The organism is Streptomyces sp. R41 (assembly GCF_041053055.1).
In the GTDB taxonomy this organism is placed as follows: domain Bacteria; phylum Actinomycetota; class Actinomycetes; order Streptomycetales; family Streptomycetaceae; genus Streptomyces.
Genome location: NZ_CP163443.1, coordinates 630,623 through 653,226, shown reverse-complemented (window position 1 = coordinate 653,226; position 22,604 = coordinate 630,623). Strand labels below are relative to the sequence as shown.

16 protein-coding genes are annotated in these 22,604 nt (G+C 70.2%); 10 read left to right on the top strand and 6 right to left on the bottom strand.

Annotated elements, in window-relative coordinates; translation table 11 throughout:
- Window positions 1–16 precede the first annotated feature (16 nt).
- From AB5J53_RS03105 to AB5J53_RS03085, 5 genes are all read left to right on the top strand, one after another.
- Entirely contained in the window at window positions 17–361 is a 345-nt protein-coding gene (locus AB5J53_RS03105) for a ferredoxin (RefSeq protein ID WP_369252028.1), read from the top strand.
- A 450-nt stretch (window positions 362–811) separates the two neighbouring features.
- Window positions 812–1,990 carry an acyl-CoA dehydrogenase family protein gene (locus tag AB5J53_RS03100; RefSeq protein ID WP_369244118.1) on the top strand — a complete coding sequence of 393 codons (1,179 nt, stop codon included), beginning with the start codon at window positions 812–814 and terminating at the stop codon, window positions 1,988–1,990.
- A 69-nt stretch (window positions 1,991–2,059) separates the two neighbouring features.
- Window positions 2,060–2,857 carry an oxygenase MpaB family protein gene (locus tag AB5J53_RS03095; protein WP_369252026.1) on the top strand — a complete coding sequence of 266 codons (798 nt, stop codon included), beginning with the start codon at window positions 2,060–2,062 and terminating at the stop codon, window positions 2,855–2,857.
- A gap of 65 nt (window positions 2,858–2,922) precedes the next feature.
- Complete coding sequence (locus tag AB5J53_RS03090) at window positions 2,923–5,202, top strand: tetratricopeptide repeat protein (protein ID WP_369244117.1); 2,280 nt, start codon at window positions 2,923–2,925, stop codon at window positions 5,200–5,202.
- A gap of 222 nt (window positions 5,203–5,424) precedes the next feature.
- Window positions 5,425–6,981 (top strand): phytoene desaturase family protein, encoded by a 1,557-nt coding sequence (locus AB5J53_RS03085; RefSeq protein ID WP_369244116.1) that lies wholly within the window; start codon window positions 5,425–5,427, stop codon window positions 6,979–6,981.
- A gap of 37 nt (window positions 6,982–7,018) precedes the next feature.
- Here AB5J53_RS03085 and AB5J53_RS03080 read toward each other — a convergent pair whose 3' ends face one another.
- Window positions 7,019–7,603, bottom strand: a complete 585-nt coding sequence (locus tag AB5J53_RS03080; protein ID WP_369244115.1) for a dihydrofolate reductase family protein — start codon at window positions 7,601–7,603, stop codon at window positions 7,019–7,021.
- A 59-nt stretch (window positions 7,604–7,662) separates the two neighbouring features.
- Window positions 7,663–9,447: a serine hydrolase gene (locus AB5J53_RS03075; protein ID WP_369244114.1), complete on the bottom strand. Its 1,785-nt coding sequence runs from the start codon at window positions 9,445–9,447 to the stop codon at window positions 7,663–7,665.
- Window positions 9,448–9,618: 171 nt separating this feature from the next.
- On the opposite strand from AB5J53_RS03075, the gene AB5J53_RS03070 reads away from it, so the two are divergent.
- Both AB5J53_RS03070 and AB5J53_RS03065 read left to right on the top strand, forming a co-directional pair.
- Window positions 9,619–10,731 (top strand): NAD(P)H-dependent flavin oxidoreductase, encoded by a 1,113-nt coding sequence (locus tag AB5J53_RS03070; RefSeq protein ID WP_369244113.1) that lies wholly within the window; start codon window positions 9,619–9,621, stop codon window positions 10,729–10,731.
- Entirely contained in the window at window positions 10,728–12,278 is a 1,551-nt protein-coding gene (locus AB5J53_RS03065; RefSeq protein WP_369244112.1) for an acyl-CoA synthetase, read from the top strand. Before AB5J53_RS03070 ends, AB5J53_RS03065 begins: the two co-directional genes overlap by 4 nt.
- Before the next feature lie 257 nt (window positions 12,279–12,535).
- On the opposite strand, the gene AB5J53_RS03060 is transcribed toward AB5J53_RS03065, so the two are convergent.
- Entirely contained in the window at window positions 12,536–14,965 is a 2,430-nt protein-coding gene (locus AB5J53_RS03060) for an acylase (RefSeq protein WP_369244111.1), read from the bottom strand.
- A 242-nt stretch (window positions 14,966–15,207) separates the two neighbouring features.
- Between AB5J53_RS03060 and AB5J53_RS03055 the strand changes: the two genes are divergently transcribed.
- Window positions 15,208–16,743, top strand: coding sequence for an acyl-CoA synthetase (locus AB5J53_RS03055; protein WP_369244110.1), 1,536 nt, complete (start codon window positions 15,208–15,210; stop codon window positions 16,741–16,743).
- Window positions 16,744–17,036: 293 nt separating this feature from the next.
- Here AB5J53_RS03055 and paaK read toward each other — a convergent pair whose 3' ends face one another.
- The gene (paaK, locus tag AB5J53_RS03050; protein ID WP_369244109.1) at window positions 17,037–18,341 is read right to left on the bottom strand and encodes a phenylacetate--CoA ligase PaaK; all 1,305 of its coding nucleotides are present in this window, start codon (window positions 18,339–18,341) and stop codon (window positions 17,037–17,039) included.
- Between the two features lie 144 nt (window positions 18,342–18,485).
- On the opposite strand from paaK, the gene AB5J53_RS03045 reads away from it, so the two are divergent.
- The gene (locus AB5J53_RS03045; protein ID WP_369244108.1) at window positions 18,486–18,944 is read left to right on the top strand and encodes a bacteriocin immunity protein; all 459 of its coding nucleotides are present in this window, start codon (window positions 18,486–18,488) and stop codon (window positions 18,942–18,944) included.
- Window positions 18,945–19,113: 169 nt separating this feature from the next.
- Window positions 19,114–19,662: a DinB family protein gene (locus tag AB5J53_RS03040; RefSeq protein WP_369252025.1), complete on the top strand. Its 549-nt coding sequence runs from the start codon at window positions 19,114–19,116 to the stop codon at window positions 19,660–19,662.
- A gap of 94 nt (window positions 19,663–19,756) precedes the next feature.
- Here AB5J53_RS03040 and AB5J53_RS03035 read toward each other — a convergent pair whose 3' ends face one another.
- Both AB5J53_RS03035 and AB5J53_RS03030 read right to left on the bottom strand, forming a co-directional pair.
- Window positions 19,757–21,088: an enolase C-terminal domain-like protein gene (locus AB5J53_RS03035; RefSeq protein ID WP_369252024.1), complete on the bottom strand. Its 1,332-nt coding sequence runs from the start codon at window positions 21,086–21,088 to the stop codon at window positions 19,757–19,759.
- Window positions 21,089–21,150: 62 nt separating this feature from the next.
- On the bottom strand, window positions 21,151–22,488 hold the full coding sequence (locus AB5J53_RS03030) for a gluconate:H+ symporter (protein ID WP_369244107.1): 1,338 nt from the start codon (window positions 22,486–22,488) through the stop codon (window positions 21,151–21,153).
- Between the last annotated feature and the right edge of the window lie 116 nt (window positions 22,489–22,604).

The window sequence follows — 22,604 nt, the reverse complement described above, 5'->3', positions numbered from 1 at the left end:
ATCCGAGCGGGAGCCCATCCGGTTCCTGGAGGACCGCTTCGCCTGCGCCCAGGCCTGCACCGAGTGCGCGCGGGCGTGCGCGCTGCGCGCGAGCGTCCTGGACCCGGACGGGCCGCGGGAACAGGGACTCCTGCGCCGCAAGGGCGTCATGTGCGCGGAAGTGTGCGACGCGACCTGCCTCGTACTGTCCGAACAACTCCACCAGGACGAGAACGGCATCCGCGCGCAGGTGGAGTGGTGCCGCACGGTCTGCCTGGAGTGCGCACAGGCCTTCGACGGGCACGTCGGCGCGGAGGACGGAGCGAAGGCCTGCCGTGAATGCGCCCAGGCGTGCACGGATTTCCTCGCCATTCTGAGCTGAGGCGCCAGGACGCGTGCGCCGACGGCGGCTGTAGTGCGGTCGCAGGCCGACGCGGCTGCGAGACCGGCCGCCCGGCCCGATGGTTCCAGCGCCCCGCCCGGCCCTGAACTCCGGGGCGGTCGGCGGCACATCGCCGTCGGCCGACTCCGGCGTCCCGACACGCGTACCGTCGAAGCGCGTACGCCTCCGGGCTCCGCCACGGCAGCGGTTCGCGCGGCAGCCCTCCAGGCTGACGGAAGAGTGCCTCCGAAGGCCGCACGCCGCACCCTTCCCAAGCGGCCCGAGATCTACGACCCGGGCCGAGTTCGGCCGCGTCCGCGAGTACGGCCGCCCGGCCGACGCCTCCGGCAGTTTCCGCGGCTGAGCGGCCGCGTCATCGCCATTCCCAATTTCTGAAACACGTTCTACGGTGTGCGCCGTCAGGTCGGCCTTGGGGAGCCAGGAGGCGCCGTGCATCTCGAATACACGCCGGAGCAGCAGCGGTTGCGCACCGAACTACGCGACTACTTCGCGCGGTTGGTGCCGGACAATGCCTACGCCCGATACGCGGACCCGGCCGCGCAGAAGCGCTTCTACCGCGAGACCATCCGCCGGCTCGGCGGCGACGGCTGGCTCGGCGTGGGCTGGCCCAAGGAGTACGGCGGGCGCGGGCTGAGCCCCATGGAGCAGTTCATCTTCTTCGACGAGGCGGCCCAGGCGGGGGTGCCGCTGCCGCTGATGGCGCTCAACACCGTCGGCCCGACGATCATGCAGTTCGGCACGGAGGAGCAGAAGGCGTACTTCCTGCCGAAGATCCTGTCCGGCGAGATCGACTTCGCGATCGGCTACAGCGAGCCCGACGCGGGCACGGACCTGGCCGCGCTCAAGACCAAGGCCGTACGCGACGGCGACGACTACGTCGTGAACGGGCAGAAGATCTGGACGACGAACGGCGACACCGCGGACTGGGTGTGGCTCGCCGTCCGCACCGACCCGGACGCCCCGCCGCACAAGGGCATCACCATGCTCCTGGTGCCGACCTCCGACCCCGGCTACTCGTGCACGATCATCAACACGCTCGCCTCGCACGACACCACCGCGAGCTACTACGAGAACATCCGCGTCCCCGTCTCGCGCCGGGTCGGCGAAGAGAACAAGGGCTGGCGGCTGATCACCAACCAGCTCAACCACGAACGCGTCACGCTCGCCGCCCACGGCACCATGGCGATCCGCGCCCTGCACGACGTCCAGCGCTGGGCCATGGAGACCAAACTCGCCGACGGCCGTCGCGTCATCGACCTCCCGTGGGTGCGCCGCCGCCTCGCCCAGACCCACACCAAGCTCGACGCCATGAAACTCCTCAACTGGCAGATGGTGAACGCCGTCCAGGAAGGCACCCTCACCCCGCAGGACGCCTCCGCCGTCAAGGTGTACGGCTCCGAGGCACGCCGCGACGCCTACGCCTGGCTGATGGAAGTCGTCGCCGCACCCGGCGTCCTCAAGGAGGGTTCCGCCGGCGCGGTCCTCCACGGCGAACTGGAGCGCGGCTACCGATCGGCGGTGATCTTCACATTCGGCGGCGGAAACAACGAGATCCAGCGCGAAATCATCTCGTGGATCGGTCTGGGGATGCCGCGGGTCCGGCGTTAGCCTGCTGGTGTGAAGCCCTTTCAGGCGGGTGACCCGGGGCTCTTCGGTCCGTCCTCGGTGACCTGGCAGATGCACGGCGACCCCATGATGTGGGTCGCCGGGATCCGTGCGCTCTACCTCCAGGCCCTGCACCCCCGCACGGTCCGCGGCGTCATGCAGAACTCGGACTTCCGGCGCGACGCCTGGGGCCGGTTGATGCGGACCGCGAACTTCGTGGGGACGACGACGTACGGCACCAGCGAAGCCGCCGAGAAGGCGGGCGCGCGGGTGCGGAAGATCCACACGATGCTCAAGGCCACGGACCCGGACACGGGTGAGCGATACCGGATCGACGAACCCGAGCTGCTCCTGTGGGTGCACTGCGCCGAGATCGATTCCTATCTGCACGTCCTGCGGCGCTCGGGGTTCCGTCTCACGGACGAGCTGGCCGACCGTTACATCGCCGAAAACCGGGTCAGCGCAGGGCTGGTGGGGATCGATGCCGCCGACGTACCGGCGAATCAGGCCGAGTTGGCGGCCTACTTCGAGAAGGTGCTGCCGGAGCTGGCTGCGGGGCCCGAGGCGCGGGAGGTGGACGACTTCCTGGTGCGGCCGCCGACCCACCCGGTGCTCGTCCCGGCGCGCGCACTGCTGTGGCGGCGCGTGGCGCATCTGGCGTACGCCTCTCTGCCGCCGTACGCCCACGAGTTGTACGGCAGAGCGGCCCCGCCGCCCGCCGCCGTGACTCGGCGCCTGCGTGTCACGGGCACCTTGCTGCGCTGTATTCCCGCACGTCTGCGCTGGCAACTCCCGCCCAAACACATTGTGCGCGCCATGTCACGGCTCGGCCCCGGCTCGCGCCCTGCGCCATACAAAGTCGGCAGATAGGTCGCCATACTGGACGGGCCGGGGGAGGGCGTGGGGCTGAGCAGCGACGGGGGCGATCGCACGAGATGGCGGAGACCAGGCTGATCCAGGGCCGGTACCGGCTGCTCGATCTGATCGGGCGTGGCGGTATGGGCGAGGTGTGGCGGGCGCGCGACGAGTCGCTGGGCCGGCAGGTGGCGGTCAAGTGCCTCAAGCCCCATGGTCCGCACCACGATCAGTCCTTCACCCGTGTCCTGCGGGAGAGGTTTCGGCGCGAGGCCAGGGTTGCCGCCGCCCTCCAGCACCGCGGGGTGACCGTCGTCCACGACTTCGGCGAGTCCGACGGCGTGCTGTATCTGGTGATGGAGCTGCTGGAGGGCCGGAATCTGAGCCAGCTCCTGGAGGACAACAAGCAGCATCCGTTGCCGGTCGCCGATGTCGTCGACATCGCCGACCAGGTCGCCGCCGCGCTCGCGTACACCCACCAACAGGGCATTGTGCACAGGGACTTGAAGCCCGCCAACATCATGCGGCTCGGCGACGGCACGGTGAAGATCTGCGACTTCGGGATCGCCCGGCTCGGTCATGACATCGGCTTCACGGCACGGCTGACCGGCACCGGTATCGCGATGGGCACCCCCCACTACATGTCGCCGGAGCAGATCAGCGGCGCCCATGTCGACCACCGCAGCGACCTGTACTCCTTCGGATGCGTGCTCTACGAAATCGCCACCGGAGCGCCGCCGTTCGACCTCGACGACGCCTGGGCCGTCCTCGTCGGCCACCGCGACACGCCGCCCGAACCGCCCCGCAGCCACCGGGCCGAACTCCCCGAGTACGTCGAGAAGATCATCCTCGACCTGCTCGCCAAACGGCCCGAACAACGCCCGCAGGACGCCCGGGAACTCGGCCGCCGCATCAGCGCCGGCCGCACGACCCCGGCGTACGTGCCGACCGTGGTGACCCCGGCACTGCGGCACCCCGCCGCGGAGCAGGGTCCCCTGGCGCCCTCGACACAGTCCCGCCCCGAACAGCCGCCGTCCCGCGAACCCCGGCTGCCGTCCTGGACCCGGGGTATGACCACCGGCCACAAGGCGACCGGCGCCGGACTGCGCACCACCCCGCCGGACGCGGCCGCGGGCCTCACCGGAGAGTGGATCGCCCGCCCCTCCACGGCCCTTGCCCGCGAGCCCGAGCGCACCGAACGGCCCACCCCCTCACCGGAGTTGATCACCACCCTGGCGGGGCGGCACAACGCCGGCCTGAGTCTGGGGCGGCTCGGCCGGTGGACCGAGGCGGGCGAGGTGCACCGCGCGGTCGCCGCCGAACGGGAACACGCCCTCGGGCCCGACCACCCCGACACGCTCGCCAGCCGCTACGAGGTCGGCTTCACGCTGAGCCGCACCGGACGCCCCGCCGAAGCGCTGCGCGAGTATGCGCGTGTCGCCCAGGTCAGGGAGCGCGTGCTCGGCGCCGACCACCCCGACACGCTGGCCGCACGCCAGGAAATGGCGTACGTGCTGGGCCAGTTGGGCCGCCACTTCGAGGCGCACCAGGCCTACACGTCCGTGCTCGGCGCCCGGGAGCGCGCGATGGGACCCGACCACCCCGACACCCTGCGCTGCCGCCACAACCTCGCCTTCAACCTGAGCAGGCTCGGGCGCCTGGAGGACTCGTACCGCATGGCGGGCGAGGTCGCCGCCGCGCGCGCCCGGGTGCTCGGCCCGACCCACCCCGACACGCTCGTCACCCGGTACGAAGTCGCCTACGCACTCGGTCAGTTGGGGCGCTGGCCCGAGGCCCTGCACACCTACCAGGAAGTGGCCGAGGCCCGTGCGCAGGCGCTGGGCCCCGACCATCCGGACACGCTCGCCGCCCGCTACGAGGTCGGCATCAGCCTCGGCCGGCTCGGCCGCAGCGCGCAGGCGCTGGAGCTGTACCGCGACCTGATCGACGACCGCACCCGCGTGCACGGCCCCGCGCACCCCGAAACACTGCGCGCCCGGCACGGCCTCGGCGTGAACCTCGGCCGCATGGGCCGCTGGGAAGAGGCCCTCGCCGAGTCCCGCGACGTGTGCGCCATCCGCGAGCGCGTCCTCGGCACCGACCACCCGGACACCCTCGTCAGCCGCCGCGAGGTCGCCGTCGGCCTCGGCTGGCTCGGCCGCTGGGCCGACGCGCTCACCGAGTACCGCCGTGTCGCCACCGCCCGTGAGCGGGTCCTCGGTGCCGACCATCCCGACGCCCTCGCCAGCCGGAACGACGAGGCCCACTGCCTGGAGCAGCTGGGGCGTGGGCAGGAGGCCGTCGAGCTGTATCGCAGGGTGGCGGTGCTACGGCAGCAGAGGGCGGCCGGGGGACATTGAGCGGGGGGATGGGTTTTCGCCCCCTGCCCCTGCTCCTGCCCGTCCTGTATCCGGGGGCTCCGCCGCAGACCCCCGTATCGGCCTTGACGACTTCGTCCTCGAACGCCGGACGGGCCAAAACTCTCCCGCCCCGTCCGGGAAGGACCGCCGCGCCCCATACGGCCGCCCGCCGGACGCCGCGCACCCCTGGCCGACGTAGATCATCACGTGCTACGAAGAAGCATGCCTGCACACGAGGGATACGACGCCGTGATCGTCGGCGGGGGCCACAACGGACTGGTCGCCGCCGCCTACCTGGCCCGGGCCGGCCGGTCCGTGCTGGTGCTGGAGCGCCTGGGGAACACCGGCGGCGCCGCCGTGTCCACCAGGCCGTTCGCCGGGGTCGACGCGCGCCTGTCGCGCTACTCGTACCTGGTGAGCCTGCTGCCCCGGAAGATCGTGCGGGATCTGAGCCTCGACTTCCGGGTCCGCGGGCGCACCGTCTCGTCGTACACGCCCGTCGAACGCGACGGCCGGCCCACCGGACTGCTCGTCGGCGGCGGCGAGCGGCGCACCCGCGAGGCGTTCGCCCGGCTGACCGGCTCGGATCGCGAGTACGAGGCCTGGCAGCGCTTTTACGGGATGACGGGCCGGGTCGCCCAGCGGGTGTTCCCGACGCTCACCGAACCGCTCCCGACACGCGAGGAGCTGCGCGGCCGCGTCGACGATGAGGACGCGTGGCGGATGCTCTTCGAGGAGCCGGTCGGCACGGCCGTCGAGGAGTACTTCGCCGACGATCTCGTACGCGGTGTCGTCCTGACCGACGCCCTCATCGGGACCTTCGCCGACGCCCACGACCCCTCGCTGCGGCAGAACCGCTGCTTCCTCTACCACGTGATCGGCGGCGGCACCGGCGCCTGGGACGTGCCGGTCGGCGGCATGGGCGCCCTCACCGACGCGATCGCCGCGGCGGCGCGCAACGCGGGCGCCGTGATCGCCACCGGCCACGAGGTGCTGCGGATCGAGACGGACGGCGAGGCTGCCGAGGTCACCTACCGGACCGCGGACGGGGAGGGCGTCGTCGCGGCCCGGCACGTCCTCGTCAACGCCTCGCCGCACGAGCTCGCGCACCTCACCCGCGACGAGCCGCCCACCCCGGCCGAGGGCGCGCAGCTCAAGGTGAACATGCTGCTCAAGCGGCTGCCGAGGCTGCGCGACACCTCCGTCGACCCACGCGAGGCGTTCTCCGGGACCTTCCACATCGCCGAAGGCTACGAGCAGTTGGCCCGAGCCCACGCCGAGGCCGCGTCCGGCGAGCTGCCCAGCGCGCCGCCCTCCGAGATCTACTGCCACTCGCTCACCGACCCGAGCATCCTCGGCCGGGACCTGGTCGAGCAGGGCTACCAGACCCTCACCCTCTTCGGCCTGCACACACCCGCCCGGCTGTTCGAGCGCGACAACGACGCCGTACGGGAAGAGCTGCTGAAGTCCACCCTGGCGCAGCTGGACGCTCACCTCGCCGAACCGCTCGCCGACTGCCTCGCCACCGACGCGGACAGCCGCCCGTGCATCGAGGCGAAGACCCCGCTCGACCTGGAGCGAGACCTGCGGCTGCCCGGCGGCAACATCTTCCACCGCGACCTCGCCTTCCCGTACGCCCAGGAAGGCACGGGCCGCTGGGGCGTCGAGACCCGGCACGCGAACGTCCTGCTGTGCGGGGCGGGCGCGGTGCGCGGTGGCGGTGTGAGCGGGGTGCCCGGGCACAACGCGGCGATGGCCGTGCTGGAGGACAAGGCCTAGGCCTTGGGACAGGGCCCGAGCGGCTCCCGGGGGTCGCTCAGCCGCCCTCGCCCGCGTTCTGCGGCCGTTCGAAGGTGAGGATCGCGACGCCGTCCCCGACGACCTTGGAATCCGTCAGGCGCAGACGCTTCTTGTCCGACGTGGCCCCGAAGAGGCGCTTCCCGGTTCCGAGGACGACGGGGAAGACCATCAGCCGCAGCTCGTCCACCAGGTCGTACTCGATCAGCGTCTGCACCAGCCGGGCACTGCCGTGGACCACGATGTTCCCGGGCTGCGCCCGCTTGAGATTCGTGACCTCCTCGACCACATCGCCGCCGAGCACCGTGGAGTTGTTCCACTCGGCCTTGTCGAGGGTCGAGGAGACCACGAACTTGGGCATGTTGTTGAACTTGTCCGCGAACTCGCCCTCGCGGGAGGGCCAGGCGGCGGCGAACCCTTCGTAGGTGACGCGTCCGAGCAGCAGCGCGTCCGAGCTCATCGTCTCGTCGAGCTTGAACTGGTTGCCGCCGTCTCCGCGGTCGATCTCGAAGCTCCAGCCGTCGTACTTGAAGCCCTCGCCTCCGCCGGGCGCTTCGAGGACGCCGTCGAGCGAGACGAATTCGGTGACGATGATCCTTCCCATGCCGCGGCTCCCTTTCAGGATGGATGTGGGCCGTGACGCACACATCCACCTTCGAGCCTTCAGTTCCGGGACGCCACCCAGCCCACCGCCTCAATACGCGCCGCGTCCGTCGGCCGCGCCTCGTCGAAGGCGACCCGGTCCCCGGCCTCGACCCGCAGGCCGTCGACGTACGCGCCACGGCCGACGTAGAGCCGGTCGGTCGTGTACCGCCAGCGCAGCGCGAGCCGCGGCGCCCGGGGCAGCTCCGCGGTGAGCCGGTGCCACACCCGCCCCGACCAGCCGGTGGCCGTTGCGGCCGGATGCTCCTGCGGGGCCTCGCCGGACGACACCGTCGTGAACGGGACCGGCTGCCAGGTCGTCGCGTCGTCGGTCGAGGCCTCCAGGAAGAGGAGGTCCGACTGGGGCTCGGTGTCCCACCACAAGGCGCACTGCAGGCGCGCCGGGCCCGCCGTGGTGTCGAGCGCCGGGAGGGTGAGTGTCGCCGTCGTGGCGCTCGCCATTCCGGAGAACCAGGACGTACGGCCGCGCGCGGGGCGCACCGGTACGGCCCGCGCCAGGTTGTTCGCGGTGGCGACCCGGGGAGCGGAGCCGGACCGCCAACTGCGCACCGGGTGGACGGAGTTGCCGAGGACGATCAGGAAGGAGTCGGTCGTCGGGTCGAGGACGAGCGAGGTGCCGGTGAAGCCGGTGTGGCCCGCGGTGCGCGGCGTGGCCATCGCGCCCATGTACCAGTGCTGGTAGAGCTCGAAGCCGAGGCCGTGCTCGTCGCCGGGGAAGGCGGTGTTGAAGTCGGTGAACATCAGGTCCAGGGTCTCCGGCTTCAGGATGCGCGCCTTGCCGTACGCGCCGCCGTTCAGCAGCGTACGGGCGAGGATCGCGAGGTCCCATGCGCAGGAGAAGACGCCCGCGTGGCCCGCCACCCCGCCCAAGGAGTACGCGTTCTCGTCGTGCACCTCGCCCCAGACGAGACCGCGGTTCAGCCCTGACCAGGGCAGCCGGGCGTCCTCGGTGGCGGCGATCTTGGGCTTCCAGGAGGCGGGTGGGTTGTAGCGGGTGCGGTGCATGCCGAGCGGCGCGGTGATCTCGTCGTGGAGGAGGGTGTCGAGGGGGCGGCCGGTGATCTTCTCGAGGACCAGCTGGAGCGAGATCAGATTCAGGTCCGAGTAGAGGTACTTGGTGCCCGGTGGGTTGAGAGGTACCTCGTCCCAGATGAGCTGGAGCTTTCCCTCGCGGGTCGGCGCGTTGTAGAGGGGGATCCAGGCGCGGAACCCCGAGGTGTGGGTGAGGAGTTGACGGATCGTGATGCCCTGCTTGCCGCCACCGGCGAACTCCGGGAGGTACGAGGCGACCGTCGCCTCCAGCTCCAGGGCGCCGCGCTCCATCTGCTGCACGGCGAGGATCGAGGTGAACAGCTTCGAGACGGAGGCGAGGTCGTAGACGGTGTCCGCCGCGGCGGCGATCTGCTGGTCGGCCGGGAACTCGACGCCGGTGTCCGTCTTCTCGTTGTAGGCCGAGTAGCGCACCGCCATGCCGATCGGCTGATGCAGGGCCACGGTGCCGCCGCGCCCGGCGAGGAGTACGGCGCCCGCGTACCAAGGGTGCTTGGGGGAGGGGCCGAGGAACGCCTCTGCGTCGGTGACCAGTTGGCGCAGGTGCTCCGGCAGCAGGCCCGCCTGCTCGGCCGTACCGTGGCGCAGCGTCGGGTGGCCGGCTTTGTCCGAGGCCGCCGCCGGGCCTGCGGGGAAGGGCGCGATGGCCAGCGCTCCGCCCACGGCCAGTACTCGTCGGCCCAATTGACGACGGGTCAGCCCGCCGTCCCCTCTGTCCTTCGCACCTTCGGTCATCGAGGAGCCTCCCGCCGCGCCGCCTGAAAGTATCTTTCCTGGTTCGCCTCGCGGAGTGAAACTTTCCCGTCAGGCACAGGTGTGTCAAGACTCCCTCGGTGGCTTGAAGGAATCTGACGAAGCATCAGAAAACCTCTTCCCTCGTCCGGAGGACTGCGGCATCCTGCGGCCATGCAGACGGAGCTGAGCAAGAAACTGGGAGTCGAGCACGCCATCTTCGGCTTCACGCCGTTTCCCGCCGTCGCCGCGGCCATCAGCCGCGCGGGCGGATTCGGTGTGCTCGGCGCGGTCCGCTACACCGCACCCGACGACCTCAAGCGCGACCTCGACTGGATCGAGGCGAACGTCGACGGCAGGCCCTACGGCCTGGACGTCGTCATGCCCGCCAAGAAGGTCGAAGGCGTCACGGAGTCCGATGTCGAGGCGATGATTCCCGAGGGGCACCGCCAGTACGTCCAGGACACCCTCGCCAAGTACGGCGTGCCCGAACTCGCCGAGGGCGAGGCGTCCGGGTGGCGCATCACGGGGTGGATGGAGCAGGTCGCCCGCACGCAGCTCGATGTCGCCTTCGACTATCCGATCAAGCTGCTCGCCAACGCGCTGGGTTCACCCCCCGTCGACGTGGTGGAGCGCGCCCACGACAAGGGCGTACTGGTCGCCGCGCTCGCGGGCAGCGCCCGGCATGCGCAGAAGCACGCCGAGGCCGGCATCGACATCGTCGTGGCCCAGGGCTACGAGGCGGGCGGGCACACCGGGGAGATCGCCTCGATGGTGCTGACGCCCGAAGTCGTGGACGCGGTAGGCCCGCTGCCCGTACTGGCGGCGGGCGGCATCGGCAGCGGGCAACAGGTGGCCGCCGCGCTCAGCCTCGGCGCCCAAGGTGTGTGGTTGGGCTCCCTGTGGCTGACCGTCACCGAGGCCGAGATGCACTCGCGTGCCGTGACCCGGAAACTGCTCGCCGCCGGGTCCGGCGACACCGTCCGCTCCCGCGCGCTGACCGGCAAGCCGGCGCGCCAGCTGCGCACCGAGTGGACCGATGCCTGGGACGACCCCAACGGTCCCGGCACGCTCCCGATGCCGCTCCAGGGGCTGCTCGTGGCCGAGGCGCTCTCGCGCATCCAGAAGTACGAGGTCGAGCCACTGCTCGGCACCCCCGTCGGGCAGATCGTCGGCCGGATGAACAGCGAACGCAGCGTCCAGGCCGTCTTCGACGACCTGACACGGGGCTTCGAGCAGGCCGTGGACCGGATCAACCGCATCGCGGGAAGGAGCGCCCAGTCGTGAGCACGCCGCCGAACGGTTTTTGGGCCCAGGCCGCCGCCGACCCCGGGCGGACCGCCCTCATCACGCCGGACGCAGAGGAGTGGACGGCGGGGCGGCTGCACGCCGCGGCCAACCAACTCGTCCACGGATTGCGCGGGGCGGGCCTCGAACGCGGCGACGCCTTCGCGGTCGTCCTCCCCAACGGCGTCGAGTTCTTCGTCGCCTACCTCGCCGCCTCACAGGCCGGCCTCTACCTCGTCCCCGTCAATCACCACCTCGTCGGCCCCGAGATCGCCTGGATCGTCTCCGACTCGGGCGCCAAGGTCCTCATCGCCCACGAGCGGTTCGCGGACGCCGCCCGGCACGCCGCCGACGAGGCGAAGCTCCCGGCCACGCACCGCTACGCCGTCGGTTCGGTCGAGGGCTTCCGGCCGTACGCCGAACTCCTCGACGGGCAGTCCGAGTCGGCGCCCGCCGACCGCACGCTCGGCTGGGTCATGAACTACACCTCGGGCACCACGGGACGCCCTCGCGGCATCCGGCGCCCGCTGCCCGGCAAACTCCCCGAGGAGTCGTACCTCGGCGGCTTCCTCGGCATCTTCGGCATCAAGCCCTACGACGACAACGTGCACCTGGTCTGCTCACCGCTGTACCACACCGCCGTACTGCAATTCGCGGGCGCGTCGCTGCACATCGGCCACCGTCTGGTGCTGATGGACAAGTGGACGCCCGAGGAGATGCTGCGTGTCATCGACGCCCATAAGTGCACGCACACCCATATGGTCCCGACCCAGTTCCACCGTCTGCTGGCGCTTCCCAGCGAGGTGAAGGAGCGTTACGACGTGTCGTCGATGCGACACGCCATCCACGGCGCCGCCCCGTGCCCGGACCACGTAAAACGGGCCATGATCGAGTGGTGGGGCCACAGTGTCGAGGAGTACTACGCGGCCAGTGAGGGCGGTGGCGCCTTCGCGACCGCCGAGGACTGGCTGAAGAAGCCCGGCACGGTCGGCAAGGCGTGGCCCATCAGCGAACTCGCCGTCTTCGACGACGACGGCAACAGGCTGCCGCCCGGTGAACTCGGCACCGTCTACATGAAGATGAGCACCGGCGGATTCTCGTACCACAAGGACGAGACCAAGACGAAGAAGAACCGCATCGGGGACTTCTTCACCGTCGGCGACCTCGGGTGTCTCGACGAGGACGGCTATCTCTTCCTCCGCGACCGCAAGATCGACATGATCATCTCGGGCGGGGTCAACATCTACCCGGCGGAGATCGAGGCCGCGCTGCTCAGCCACCCCGCCGTCGCCGACGCCGCCGCCTTCGGCATCCCGCACGACGACTGGGGCGAGGAGGTCAAGGCCGTCGTGGAGCCCGCCCCCGGCCATGAACCGGGCCCTGCCCTCGCCGCCGCCATCCTCGACCACTGCGAGCAGCAGCTCGCCCGGTACAAGCGCCCCAAGAGCGTCGACTTCATCGAGACCATGCCGCGCGATCCGAACGGGAAGCTGTACAAGCGGCGGCTGCGGGATCCGTACTGGGAGGGCCGCACGCGGGTGGTGTGACACCCGTCCCGCCGCGCCTACGCGACGCGTTCATCGCCGGTCTGGTCGCCCGCTGTCCGTTCGGCGGGGCACGCGTCGTGGATGCCAAGGGGGCCCCGCCCTGGCCCTCTCGGTCGACCGCGTCGAGCAGGTCGTCACCGTCTCCGTGCAGGAGGGGCGCGTCGACGGCGTCTGCGCGGTCCTCGATCCCGACAAGCTGGGGCACATGGGGCTGTGACCTGTGGGGGCGCGGCGCACAGACGCCGCGCCCCCTGTGGTCAGCGGTGGTCGCTGACCCGGATCACCCGCAGTCCGGGCGAGGACAGGATGTCCTTCTCGCAGAACCGTGACGTCACCCATCGCTCGCCCGAGAACAGCCGCGTCTGGTCGCTGTAGTGCGGCGAGTTCGGGTTCGAGGACTGGGAGTACGTCAGGAGGGTGCGGGCGACGGGGCAGCGGCCGCCGTCCCAGCCGACGGCCTGGATGTACGACGACCCGGTGGTGACCTCGCTGTATCCACCGGCCGCCGGGTTCCACACCGGCTCGACCTTGTTCCACACGCCGAGCGACTCCGTGCCGCCGGGCACGGGGATGCGCTGCCCGCCGCGTACGACGAACTGGTTCGCGCCGAGCCGCGCGTCCAGCGCGATGCCCGCCGTACGCAACTCGGTCACCGTGTCCGCGAGGGCCGTGGTGAAGCCCGGCGCGTCGGTGTTGAGCGTGTTCGGGGTGCGGACCGGGTCCGCCGCCGAGAACGGGACCTTCCACAGCTGCGCGGCCGGGACCGCGGCCGTCAGCTTCCGCCAGAGCCGGTCGAAGAGCAGCGCGCCCCGGCTGTCGGTGTTCATGGAGTGGTCCCACGCCTTGAGCACACCGCAGGCCTCTGTCACGTCAACGGCCTTGCCATCGCTGCCCGTTGCTGCGCCACCCGGCAGAGTGGCACACGCACGCGCCGCGTCGTCCGCGACGAGATCACCCGCGGGCACCCGGTTCGCGAACTGCTGCGCCTGAAGATCCCGTACCGTCAGACGGCCCTTCGTGGCCATCGCCGCCACGTCCTCGACGGCGCCGCGCGTACGCATCGAGCGCTGCGTGCCGATCGTGCCGAAGACTCGCTCGTACCCCGTCAGCGGCCGGTCCGCATTGGCCAGCCAGGCACTGTCGTTGGAATTCTCCGCGTACGGCGCGTCCTTGAGCACCGGCATCTTCGCCGGTCCGAAGATCCCTGGCTGTACGGCGTCCGGGTCGCTGCCCAGCGCGCAGTCCGCGCGTGAGCCGTCGAGGATCGCGACACCGGCCGAGGGGTAGGTGAGCTTGCCGAGCGGCGTCGAGCAGCGCTGCGCCAACTCGTCGGTGATGCGCGGGAGTACCTGCGACTGCGTGAACAGTGAGTGGCCGCCCGAATCGGCGGCGATCGTGTTCACCCACGGCAGCCCCTGGGTGCGCCTGAGGGCCGTCAGGACATCGGCCGTGCTGCGGGCCTTGCTGAAGCCGAGCGCGGTGTCGGAGGCGCGGAGGTTGGCCGCGTTCGGGTCGTTCAGCGCGTATGCCGTCGTGGAGGTCCAGGGGAGCGGCAGTTGCGCTCCGAGAGAGGTGACGACCGGGCCGTACCGGGTCCACCACTGGGTGCGCGTCACCGGTGTGCCGTCCTTCATGTCGACGGTGACGGTCCGCTTGGTCATGCGCTCCGGCTTGCCGTCCACCAGATACGTGGTCGGATCGGCCTGATCTAGTGTCAGCTGATGGAGGTTGAGCGTGACGCCCGTCGCGACGGTGTGGCTCCACGCCACATGCGCGGTGTGCCCGATGGATATCGTCGCCGATCCGAGCAACGCACCGCCCGCGACGTTCAGTTCACCGGGGATCGTCTGCTGCATCTGCCAGAAGCGGCGGCCGCCCTGCCAGGGGTAGTGCGGATTGCCGAGCAGCAGGCCGCGGCCGTTCGCCGTCCTGTCACCGCTGAAGGCGACCGCGTTGGAGCCCATGTCGGCGGTGTCGAAGAGTTCCCGCGCGGCTTCGGCGGTGCTCTTCGCGTCGGGGGTGGCGGTGCTCTGCTTGTCAGGCGTACGCGTGAGCGTGGACGTCGTCGGTGGCTGCGCGGCCGTGATGCCGTCGACCCCACGGCCCTGGCCGCCGAGTACGGCCAGCGCGAAGTTGCGCGCGGCCACGTCCACAGGAGTCACCGGGCGGACCCAGGCGGCGCCTTGGCACGCCGGATCGGTGATCCGGTTCCGGGCGAGCCAGGCGTTGTATCCGGCCGCCCAGCCGCGCATCAGGTCCTTGACCTCGCGGCCCGACCCCAACGGCGCCGGCTCGGCCAGCAGCTTCTCGACCGTGCCCGTCTCCCGCACCCCGCGGAAATACAGGTCGCTGGAGAGGTTCTTGGCCGCCGAGGACAGCGAGCCGTCGGGCGCCGCGTCGGGTCCGAAGAAGCGGGACCGCTCGCCGCGCAGGGTCACGAAGCCGTCGGCGAGGGTGCACACCTGATCGGCGGCCTGCGCCCAGCCGGTGCCGAAGCCGAGGTTCGCGTAGTCCTTCGCGACGATGTGCGGAATGCCGTACTCGGTGTAGCGGATCACGGCCGACAGGCCGCCGTGCGAGGGATGTTCCTGACGGCCTTGTTGCTCGGCCGCGGCCGCGGGCAGTGTGGCCGTGACCGTGAGCAGGGCGACGGCCGTGACGACGAGCCGTCTCAGGCGGGTGCGCATCGTGCCTCCCAACGTCATTGGGGGAAGGGGCGGTTGAGCGTACCAACGGGTATGTGCGGCGGGGGGTGGCTGTAACGATGTCCCTCCTCGGTTCCGACCTCCTCATGTCCGGCTCGACGTCGTCTCGGTGTCGTGCTTGACGTCGTCCCTGTGTCCTTCTTGACGTCGTCCCCATGTGCTCCTTGACGTCGTCCCTGCGTCCTCCTTGACCTCCCCGCGCCGCGGACCGAGGATCATGTGTCATGACGCCTGGACACGGCAGCACGGTTGACGGGGTGCTGCGGCGCAGCGCCCGGCGCACCCCGGCGCGCGTCGCGGTCGACTACCGCGAGCGCTCCTGGACCTACGCGGAACTCGACGACGCCGTCTCCCGCGCCGCGAGCGTGCTTCTCGCCGAGGGGGTCGCTCCCGGCGACCGGGTCGGCGCCTACGGCCACAACTCGGACGCGTACCTGATCGGCTTCCTCGCCTGCGCCCGCGCGGGACTCGTGCACGTACCGGTCAACCAGAACCTGACCGGCGACGATCTCGCGTACATCGTCGACCAGTCCGGGAGCACGCTGGTCCTGGCCGACCCCGACCTCGCGGGTCAACTCCCCGACGGTGTACGCACCTTGCCGCTGCGCGACGCCGAAGACTCGCTGCTAGCCCGGCTGGACACGGCTTCTCCGTACGACGGTGCCGAGCCGCGCGGCGACACGCTCGTGCAGTTGCTCTACACCTCCGGCACCACAGCCCTCCCAAAAGGCGCGATGATGACGCACCGCGCCCTGGTGCACGAGTACCTGAGCGCGATCACCGCCCTCGACCTGAGCGCGGGGGACCGGCCCGTGCACTCGCTGCCGCTCTACCACTCGGCGCAGATGCATGTGTTCCTGCTCCCGTATCTCGCGGTCGGCGCGTCGAACGTCATCCTCGACTCGCCCGACGGCGACCAGCTCTTCGATCTGATCGAGGCGGGCCGCGCCGACAGCCTCTTCGCCCCGCCCACCGTATGGATCGGCCTGTCGAACCGTCCCGACTTCGCGACCCGCGACCTGAGCGGGCTGCGCAAGGCGTACTACGGCGCGTCGATCATGCCGGTGCCCGTCCTGGAGCGGTTGCGCGAAAGGCTGCCGAAGCTGGCCTTCTACAACTGCTTCGGGCAGAGCGAGATCGGCCCCCTGGCCACGGTCCTCGCACCCGACGAGCACAAGGGGCGGATGGACTCCTGCGGACGTCCGGTCCTCTTCGTGGACGCCCGAGTGGTCGACGAGCACGGCAAGGACGTGCCCGACGGGACACCGGGTGAAGTCGTCTACCGGTCACCGCAGTTGTGCGAGGGCTACTGGGACAAACCGGAGGAGACGGCCGAGGCCTTCCGCGACGGCTGGTTCCACTCCGGGGACCTCGCCGTGCGGGACGCCGACGGGTACTTCACGGTCGTCGACCGGGTGAAGGACGTCATCAACTCCGGTGGCGTACTGGTCGCTTCACGCCAGGTCGAGGACGCCCTCTACACCCACGACCAGGTCGCCGAAGTGGCCGTGATCGGTCTCCCCGACGAGCGCTGGATCGAGGCCGTCACCGCCGTCGTCGTCCCCCGCGGCGAGGTCACCGAGACCGAACTCATCGCCCACGCCCGCGAGAAGCTCGCCCACTTCAAGGCACCCAAGCGAGTCCTTTTCGTGGACGAACTGCCCCGCAACGCGAGCGGGAAGATCCTGAAGCGGGAGCTGCGGGACCGATTCTCGGACTCCTCTTCCGACTCTTCATCGGACCCTTCTACGGATGCTTGAACAGCACGGTCTCGTAGGCAAGTCCGGGGCCCCCGCGAGTACGACACCCCAACTCCCCGGCTCGGATTCGTCGGCCAGGGCGTCACGCAGGGCGTGCAGCACGGTGACCGCGGCCATGTTGCCGCAGCGGGCCGGCACGTCGCGCGCATGACGCAGCACCGCCTCTTCGAGACCCAGTCCGAGGCCATCGCGTCGAGCATCATCGCGCTGCCGGCGTGGCAGACCCAGGTGGCGATGTCCGGCCATGACCAGAGCCGCGCTGCCGTCGCCGAACAGCGCCCGCGCCGCGAGGCTCAACGCGGGCGCAGATCCACGATCCGCTTGATCTTGCCCACCGAGCGCTCCAGCGACTCCGGTTCGACGATCTCCACCGTGACCGACACGCCGATTCCGTCCTTGACGGCCGCCGCGATGGCCTGTGCGGCCGCCTCGCGGATCTCGGGTGTGGCGCCGGAGCGCGCTTCGGCTCGCACGGTGAGTGCGTCGAGGCGGCCCTCACGGGTCAGGCGGAGCTGGAAGTGCGGTGCCACGCCCGGGGTGCGGAGGACGATCTCCTCGATCTGTGTGGGGAAGAGGTTGACGCCCCGCAGGATCACCATGTCGTCACTGCGGCCGGTGATCTTCTCCATCCGGCGGAAGACCCGCGCGGTCCCGGGTAGCAGACGCGTCAAGTCCCGGGTCCGGTAACGGATGACGGGCATGGCCTCCTTGGTGAGCGAGGTGAAGACCAGCTCGCCCTCCTCGCCGTCCGGCAGGACCTCGCCGGTGATCGGGTCGACGACCTCCGGAAAGAAGTGGTCCTCCCAGATGTGCAGCCCGTCCTTCGTCTCCACGCACTCCTGGGCGACACCCGGGCCGATCACCTCCGACAGGCCGTAGATGTCCACCGCGTCGATCGCGAACCGCTCCTCGATCTCCCGCCGCATCTCCTCGGTCCACGGCTCGGCCCCGAAGATTCCGACGCGCAGTGAGGTGCCGCGCGGGTCGACGCCCTGCCGCTCGAACTCGTCGAGCAGCGTCAGCATGTATGAAGGGGTGACCATGATGATCTCGGGTTTAAGGTCCTGGATCAGCTGGACCTGACGTGCCGTCATGCCCCCGGAGGCGGGGATCACCGTACAGCCGAGCCGTTCGGCGCCGTAGTGTGCGCCCAGCCCGCCGGTGAACAACCCGTAGCCGTAGGCCACATGCACCTTGTCGCCCGGACGCCCGCCTGCCGCGCGAATCGAGCGGGCTACCATGTCGGCCCACATGGAGAGATCGTTCTCCGTGTAGCCGACGACTGTGGGGCGCCCGGTCGTGCCACTCGAGGCATGGATGCGCCGGATCCGGTCCTGGGGTACGGCGAACATTCCGTAGGGGTAGTTCTCGCGCAGATCCGCCTTCACCGTGAACGGGAACCGCGCCAGGTCGGCGAGCGCACGGCAGTCGTCCGGGCGCATCCCTGCCTTGTCGAAGGACTCCCGGTAGAACGGCACGTTCTCGTACGCATGCCGCAGCGACGCCCGCAGCCTCTCCAGTTGGAGCTCCCGCAGTCCGTCCGCGTCAAGCCCCTCTCCGGCGTCGAGCAGGCCCTTCGAGTCTGTGGAATCCGCCATAGGGACTTCTCCCTCACCAAACGCACCATTACGGGCGACCGATCATTCGGTCGAGTTGTTCGGGATCAGTAATTCAGGACACTCAGCCCCAGGCAAGAGGTCGACTCGATTTTCTTGGAGAAGCAGGCCGCAACAACGGTGCCCATGGATCTTCGACCGGAGCTGCTGCCCCCGCCTGTCACGGAACGGCGCCTGCGGACGCTCGCCGACGAGATCGAGCGTATTGAGGATCTCCTGTTCAGCGAGGACCTGGCGGAAGCGGACGCGGCCATCGCCGCGTTCAACGCGGCGACCGGTCACGCCTACGGGCCCACGGACCTCACCGGATACGCCGGCTGGCGTGACCTCGAGGACTTCGCGCTCGAGGCCGCCCGGCCGGCGTACCCGAGGTTGTCCGACATCACGCGCGAGGAACTCGTCGAGGTGGTGCGCAAGATCCTGGACGGCGACCCGGAGCACTCGTACCACCTGTTGGTCCTGGAGACCAATGTGACGCACCCACAAGCCTACGACCTGCTCTACCACCCGCCACAAGACCTCGAGGACGCCTCGCCCGAGCGGATCGTGGACGAGATCCTGGCCTATCGTCCGATCGCCCTTTGACGGTGGCCCCTCGACGTCGGCTTTGCCCGAGATCGGTCGGAGGGCTGAGAGGCGTGGCCGCGACGAGGTGCGCGGCGAGCGGTGAACCAAGTCGGTGGACAAAGATCGCGTGAGCGACAGACTGGCTCGATGACCGGATCAGACGCCAAGGGCAGACCTCCACCTCTACCTGCAGGATGCCCTCGATGCCCTGCTGTGGAAGCTGGAGGGGCTGACCGAAGACGACCTTCGCCGCCCCATGACCCCGACCGGCACCAATCTGCTGGGGCTGGTCAAGCACGCGGCCGGTGCCGAGGCGATGTACTTCGGCGCGACCTACGGGCGGCCGTTCGACGGGCCGCCGCTCTGGATCGTGGGCGACGCCGAGCAGAACTCGGATCTGTGGGCGACGGCCGACGAGACAAGTGAGGAGATCGTCGCGCTCTGTCGCCGGGCGTGCGCCCGCTCGGACGTGACCATCGAGTCGTTGCCCCTCGACGCGGTAAGGCGAGTGGCCTGGGGGAGACGGGTGGAGGCGACGATCCACCGGAGCCTCGTCCACATGATCGCCAAGACCGATCGGCATGCCGGACACGCCGACATCGTCCGGGAACTCATCGCCGGGGTAGGGGGACCGGGGAAGGGCGGCGACGGGTCGGCGCCCGGCGACTCGGCGTGGTGCGAGAGCCATCGCGACCGGCTGGAGGGCACAGCCGAGGAAGCCGGCCGAGGCGCGTAGCTCGGGACGCCGGCAACCGCTGTCCGGCCCCGCGGCGCTCTCCACACCGCGGGACCGGGCCGGTGGCGCTCTTTGGCGCGGGGCCGGACGGCGGCTAGCGCACCAGGCAAGGGCGCTTGGCGTCGAACTCCCAGCCCGGGACGAGGTACTGCATCCCGATCGCGTCGTCCCGGCCCCCCAACGCCTTCTCCCGGTAGAGCTCGTGCGCCGCGAGGAGCCGGTCCATGTCGAGCTGGATTCCCAGGCCGGGGGCGTCGGGGACGGCGATCTCGCCGTCCACGATGCGCGGCGGGGCGGTGGTGAGCCGCTCCAGACCCTCCTGCCAGATCCAGTGCGTGTCCAGGGCGTTGTACTCGCCCGGGGCCGCCGCTCCGCAGTGCGTCACCATGGCGAGCGAGATGTCGAAGTGGTTGTTCGAGTGGCAGCCCCAGGTCAGGCCCATCGCGTTGCACAGCTGGGCCACGCGCACCGAGCCCTGCATCGTCCAGAAGTGCGGGTCGGCGAGTGGGATGGAGACCGAGTGCAGGGCCAGGGCGTGGGTCAGCTGCCGCCAGTCGGTGGCGATCATGTTGGTCGCGGTCGGCAGGCCCGTGGCGCGGCGGAACTCGGCCAGGATCTCCCGCCCGGAGTAGCCGCCCTCGGCTCCGCAGGGGTCCTCCGCGTAGGCGAGGGTGCCGACCAGGGGCGTACACTGCTCGATGGCCTCGCGCAGCGACCACGCCCCGTTGGGGTCGAGGGTGATCCGGGCCTCGGGGAAGCGGTCCTTGAGCGCGCGGACGGCCCTGACCTCCTCGGCGCCCTCCAGGACGCCGCCCTTGAGCTTGAAGTCCCGGAAGCCGTAGAGGTCGTAGGCCGCTTCGGCCTGCCGGACGATCGCCTCGGGCGACAGGGCCTCCTCGTGCCGGATGCGGTACCAGTCCACGTCCGCGTCGGGTTCACGGACGTACTCCAGGTCGGTGCGGTCGGGGTCGCCGACGTAGAAGAGGTAGCCCAAGACCCGTACGGAGTCGCGCTGTTGTCCGTCGCCGAGAAGCGCCGCGACCGGCACGTCGAGGTGCTGCCCCAGCAGGTCCAGCAGCGCCGACTCGACGGCGGTGACCGCGTGGACGGTGGTCCGCAGATCGAAGGTCTGCGCGCCGCGTCCACCGGCGTCGCGGTCGGCGAAGCGGTCCCCGATCTCGCGCAGGACGCGCTTGTAGTCGCCCACCTTCGCGCCCACGACGAGGGACTCGGCGTCCCGCAGGGTCTGCGTGATCTTCTCCCCGCCGGGGACCTCGCCAAGACCGGTACGGCCCTCGGAGTCCTTGAGGACGACCACGTTGCGGGTGAAGTAGGGGCCGTGCGCGCCGGAGAGGTTCAGCTCCATGCAGTCCCGGCCGGCGACGGGATAGACGGAGAACCCGGTGACGGTCGGCTGCTTGTTCATGCTCGTGCTCGTGTTCATGCTCATCAAAGTCCTTGTGTACGGGGATGACGCGGGCGCGGTGATCAGAGGCTGAGGACATCGAGGGCCCACTCGACCGCCAGGACGCCGCCCAGGCCGAGGATCGCGAGCACCGTCGTATAGGTGGTGCGGACCTTGATCGCGTCGATGACCGAGAGGTTGAAGTACTCCTTGAACAGCCAGAATCCGGGATCGTTGACGTGCGAGAAGGCGATCGAGCCGCAGGAGACGGCGAGCACCATCATCTCCGGATGGACCCCGCTGCCCGCCAGGAGCGGCAGCACCACGCCGGAGGCCGTGACGACGGCGACCGTCGCCGAGCCGAGCGCGATGCGGAGGATGACCGCGATGAGCCAGGCGAGGATGATCGGCGAGATGGACCAACTGTCCGTGGCGTCCTTGATGTAGTCGGAGATCCCGCCTTCCACGAGGACGTTCTTGAAGGCGCCGCCGGCGCCGATCACCAGGAGGATCATCGCCATCGCCTGTGCCGCCGAGGTGCAGGAGGCGCTGACGTCGGCGAGGCTCCGGCCGATCCGCGGTCCGAACGCCCAGACCGCCAGGAGCAGGGTCAGCAGCAGCGCGATCGGTGCCGAGCCGATGAAGGCGACGAAGTGCAGGAACGGGGTCTCGGCGGAGGTGGCCAGGTCGGTCACGGCGGCGCCGGCGATCAGGACGACGGGGAAGAGGGCCACGCCCAGCGACCAGCCCAGGCCCGGCATCTCGTCGTCGGTGAACTCGTGCTCGCTGACCAGCCCCTTGGGGATGGCGGGGTCCATCACCTTGATGAACGGCAGGCGCGGCCACACGAGCGCGATGAGCGCTCCGGCCGGGACGGCGATGAACAGGCCGTAGAACAGGGTCAGTCCGATGGACGCGTGGAAGGTCGAGGCCACGGCGGTGGGGCCGGGGTGCGGCGGCAGGAAGCTGTGCATGGTGGAAAGGGCGATCGACATCGGCAGCCCTACCCAGAGCAGCCTCGCCCCGGTGACCCGCACCAGGGTGAACGCGATGGGCACGATGATGATGAAGGCGACCTCGTAGAACATGGTGACGCCGATGAGCATGGACGTGACCACCATGGCCAACTGAACCCAGCGGGGGCCGAAGGCGTCCAGGAGCTTGCCGGCTATGCGCTGCGCGGCGCCCGAGTCACCCATGACACGGCCGACCATGGCGCCGAGCCCGATGGTGAGCATCGTGTCGCCGATCTGGCCGCCGATGCCCTCCGAGAGGACGTCGGGGATCTTCTCCAGCGGAATCCCGCGGACGACGCCGACGCCGACCGCCACGAGGAGGAGGGCGGCGAAGCCGTTCAGTCTCAGCTTGGTCATGAGGAGCAGCAGAATCAGAACGCTGATCCCGACTACGAGGAGAGGCATGGCAGTTCCCCTTTGAACTGTGGAGCAGGCAGCCGGAGCACACATGAGGGCGGCCCGGGTCCCGTCCGGGCCGCGTGGCGTCACCCGCGGGGCGGTCGCGGGTGCGTGAGGTGGGT

Coding starts and splice junctions, on each gene's coding strand:
- AB5J53_RS03095 (WP_369252026.1), top strand. CDS start 2,060: ATGCACGGCGACCCCATGATGTGGGTCGCCGGGATCCGTGCGCTCTAC.
- AB5J53_RS03090 (WP_369244117.1), top strand. CDS start 2,923: ATGGCGGAGACCAGGCTGATCCAGGGCCGGTACCGGCTGCTCGATCTG.
- AB5J53_RS03085 (WP_369244116.1), top strand. CDS start 5,425: ATGCCTGCACACGAGGGATACGACGCCGTGATCGTCGGCGGGGGCCAC.
- AB5J53_RS03080 (WP_369244115.1), bottom strand. CDS start 7,603: ATGGGAAGGATCATCGTCACCGAATTCGTCTCGCTCGACGGCGTCCTC.
- AB5J53_RS03075 (WP_369244114.1), bottom strand. CDS start 9,447: ATGACCGAAGGTGCGAAGGACAGAGGGGACGGCGGGCTGACCCGTCGT.
- AB5J53_RS03070 (WP_369244113.1), top strand. CDS start 9,619: ATGCAGACGGAGCTGAGCAAGAAACTGGGAGTCGAGCACGCCATCTTC.
- AB5J53_RS03060 (WP_369244111.1), bottom strand. CDS start 14,965: ATGCGCACCCGCCTGAGACGGCTCGTCGTCACGGCCGTCGCCCTGCTC.
- AB5J53_RS03055 (WP_369244110.1), top strand. CDS start 15,208: ATGACGCCTGGACACGGCAGCACGGTTGACGGGGTGCTGCGGCGCAGC.
- paaK (WP_369244109.1), bottom strand. CDS start 18,341: ATGGCGGATTCCACAGACTCGAAGGGCCTGCTCGACGCCGGAGAGGGG.
- AB5J53_RS03045 (WP_369244108.1), top strand. CDS start 18,486: ATGGATCTTCGACCGGAGCTGCTGCCCCCGCCTGTCACGGAACGGCGC.
- AB5J53_RS03035 (WP_369252024.1), bottom strand. CDS start 21,088: ATGAACAAGCAGCCGACCGTCACCGGGTTCTCCGTCTATCCCGTCGCC.
- AB5J53_RS03030 (WP_369244107.1), bottom strand. CDS start 22,488: ATGCCTCTCCTCGTAGTCGGGATCAGCGTTCTGATTCTGCTGCTCCTC.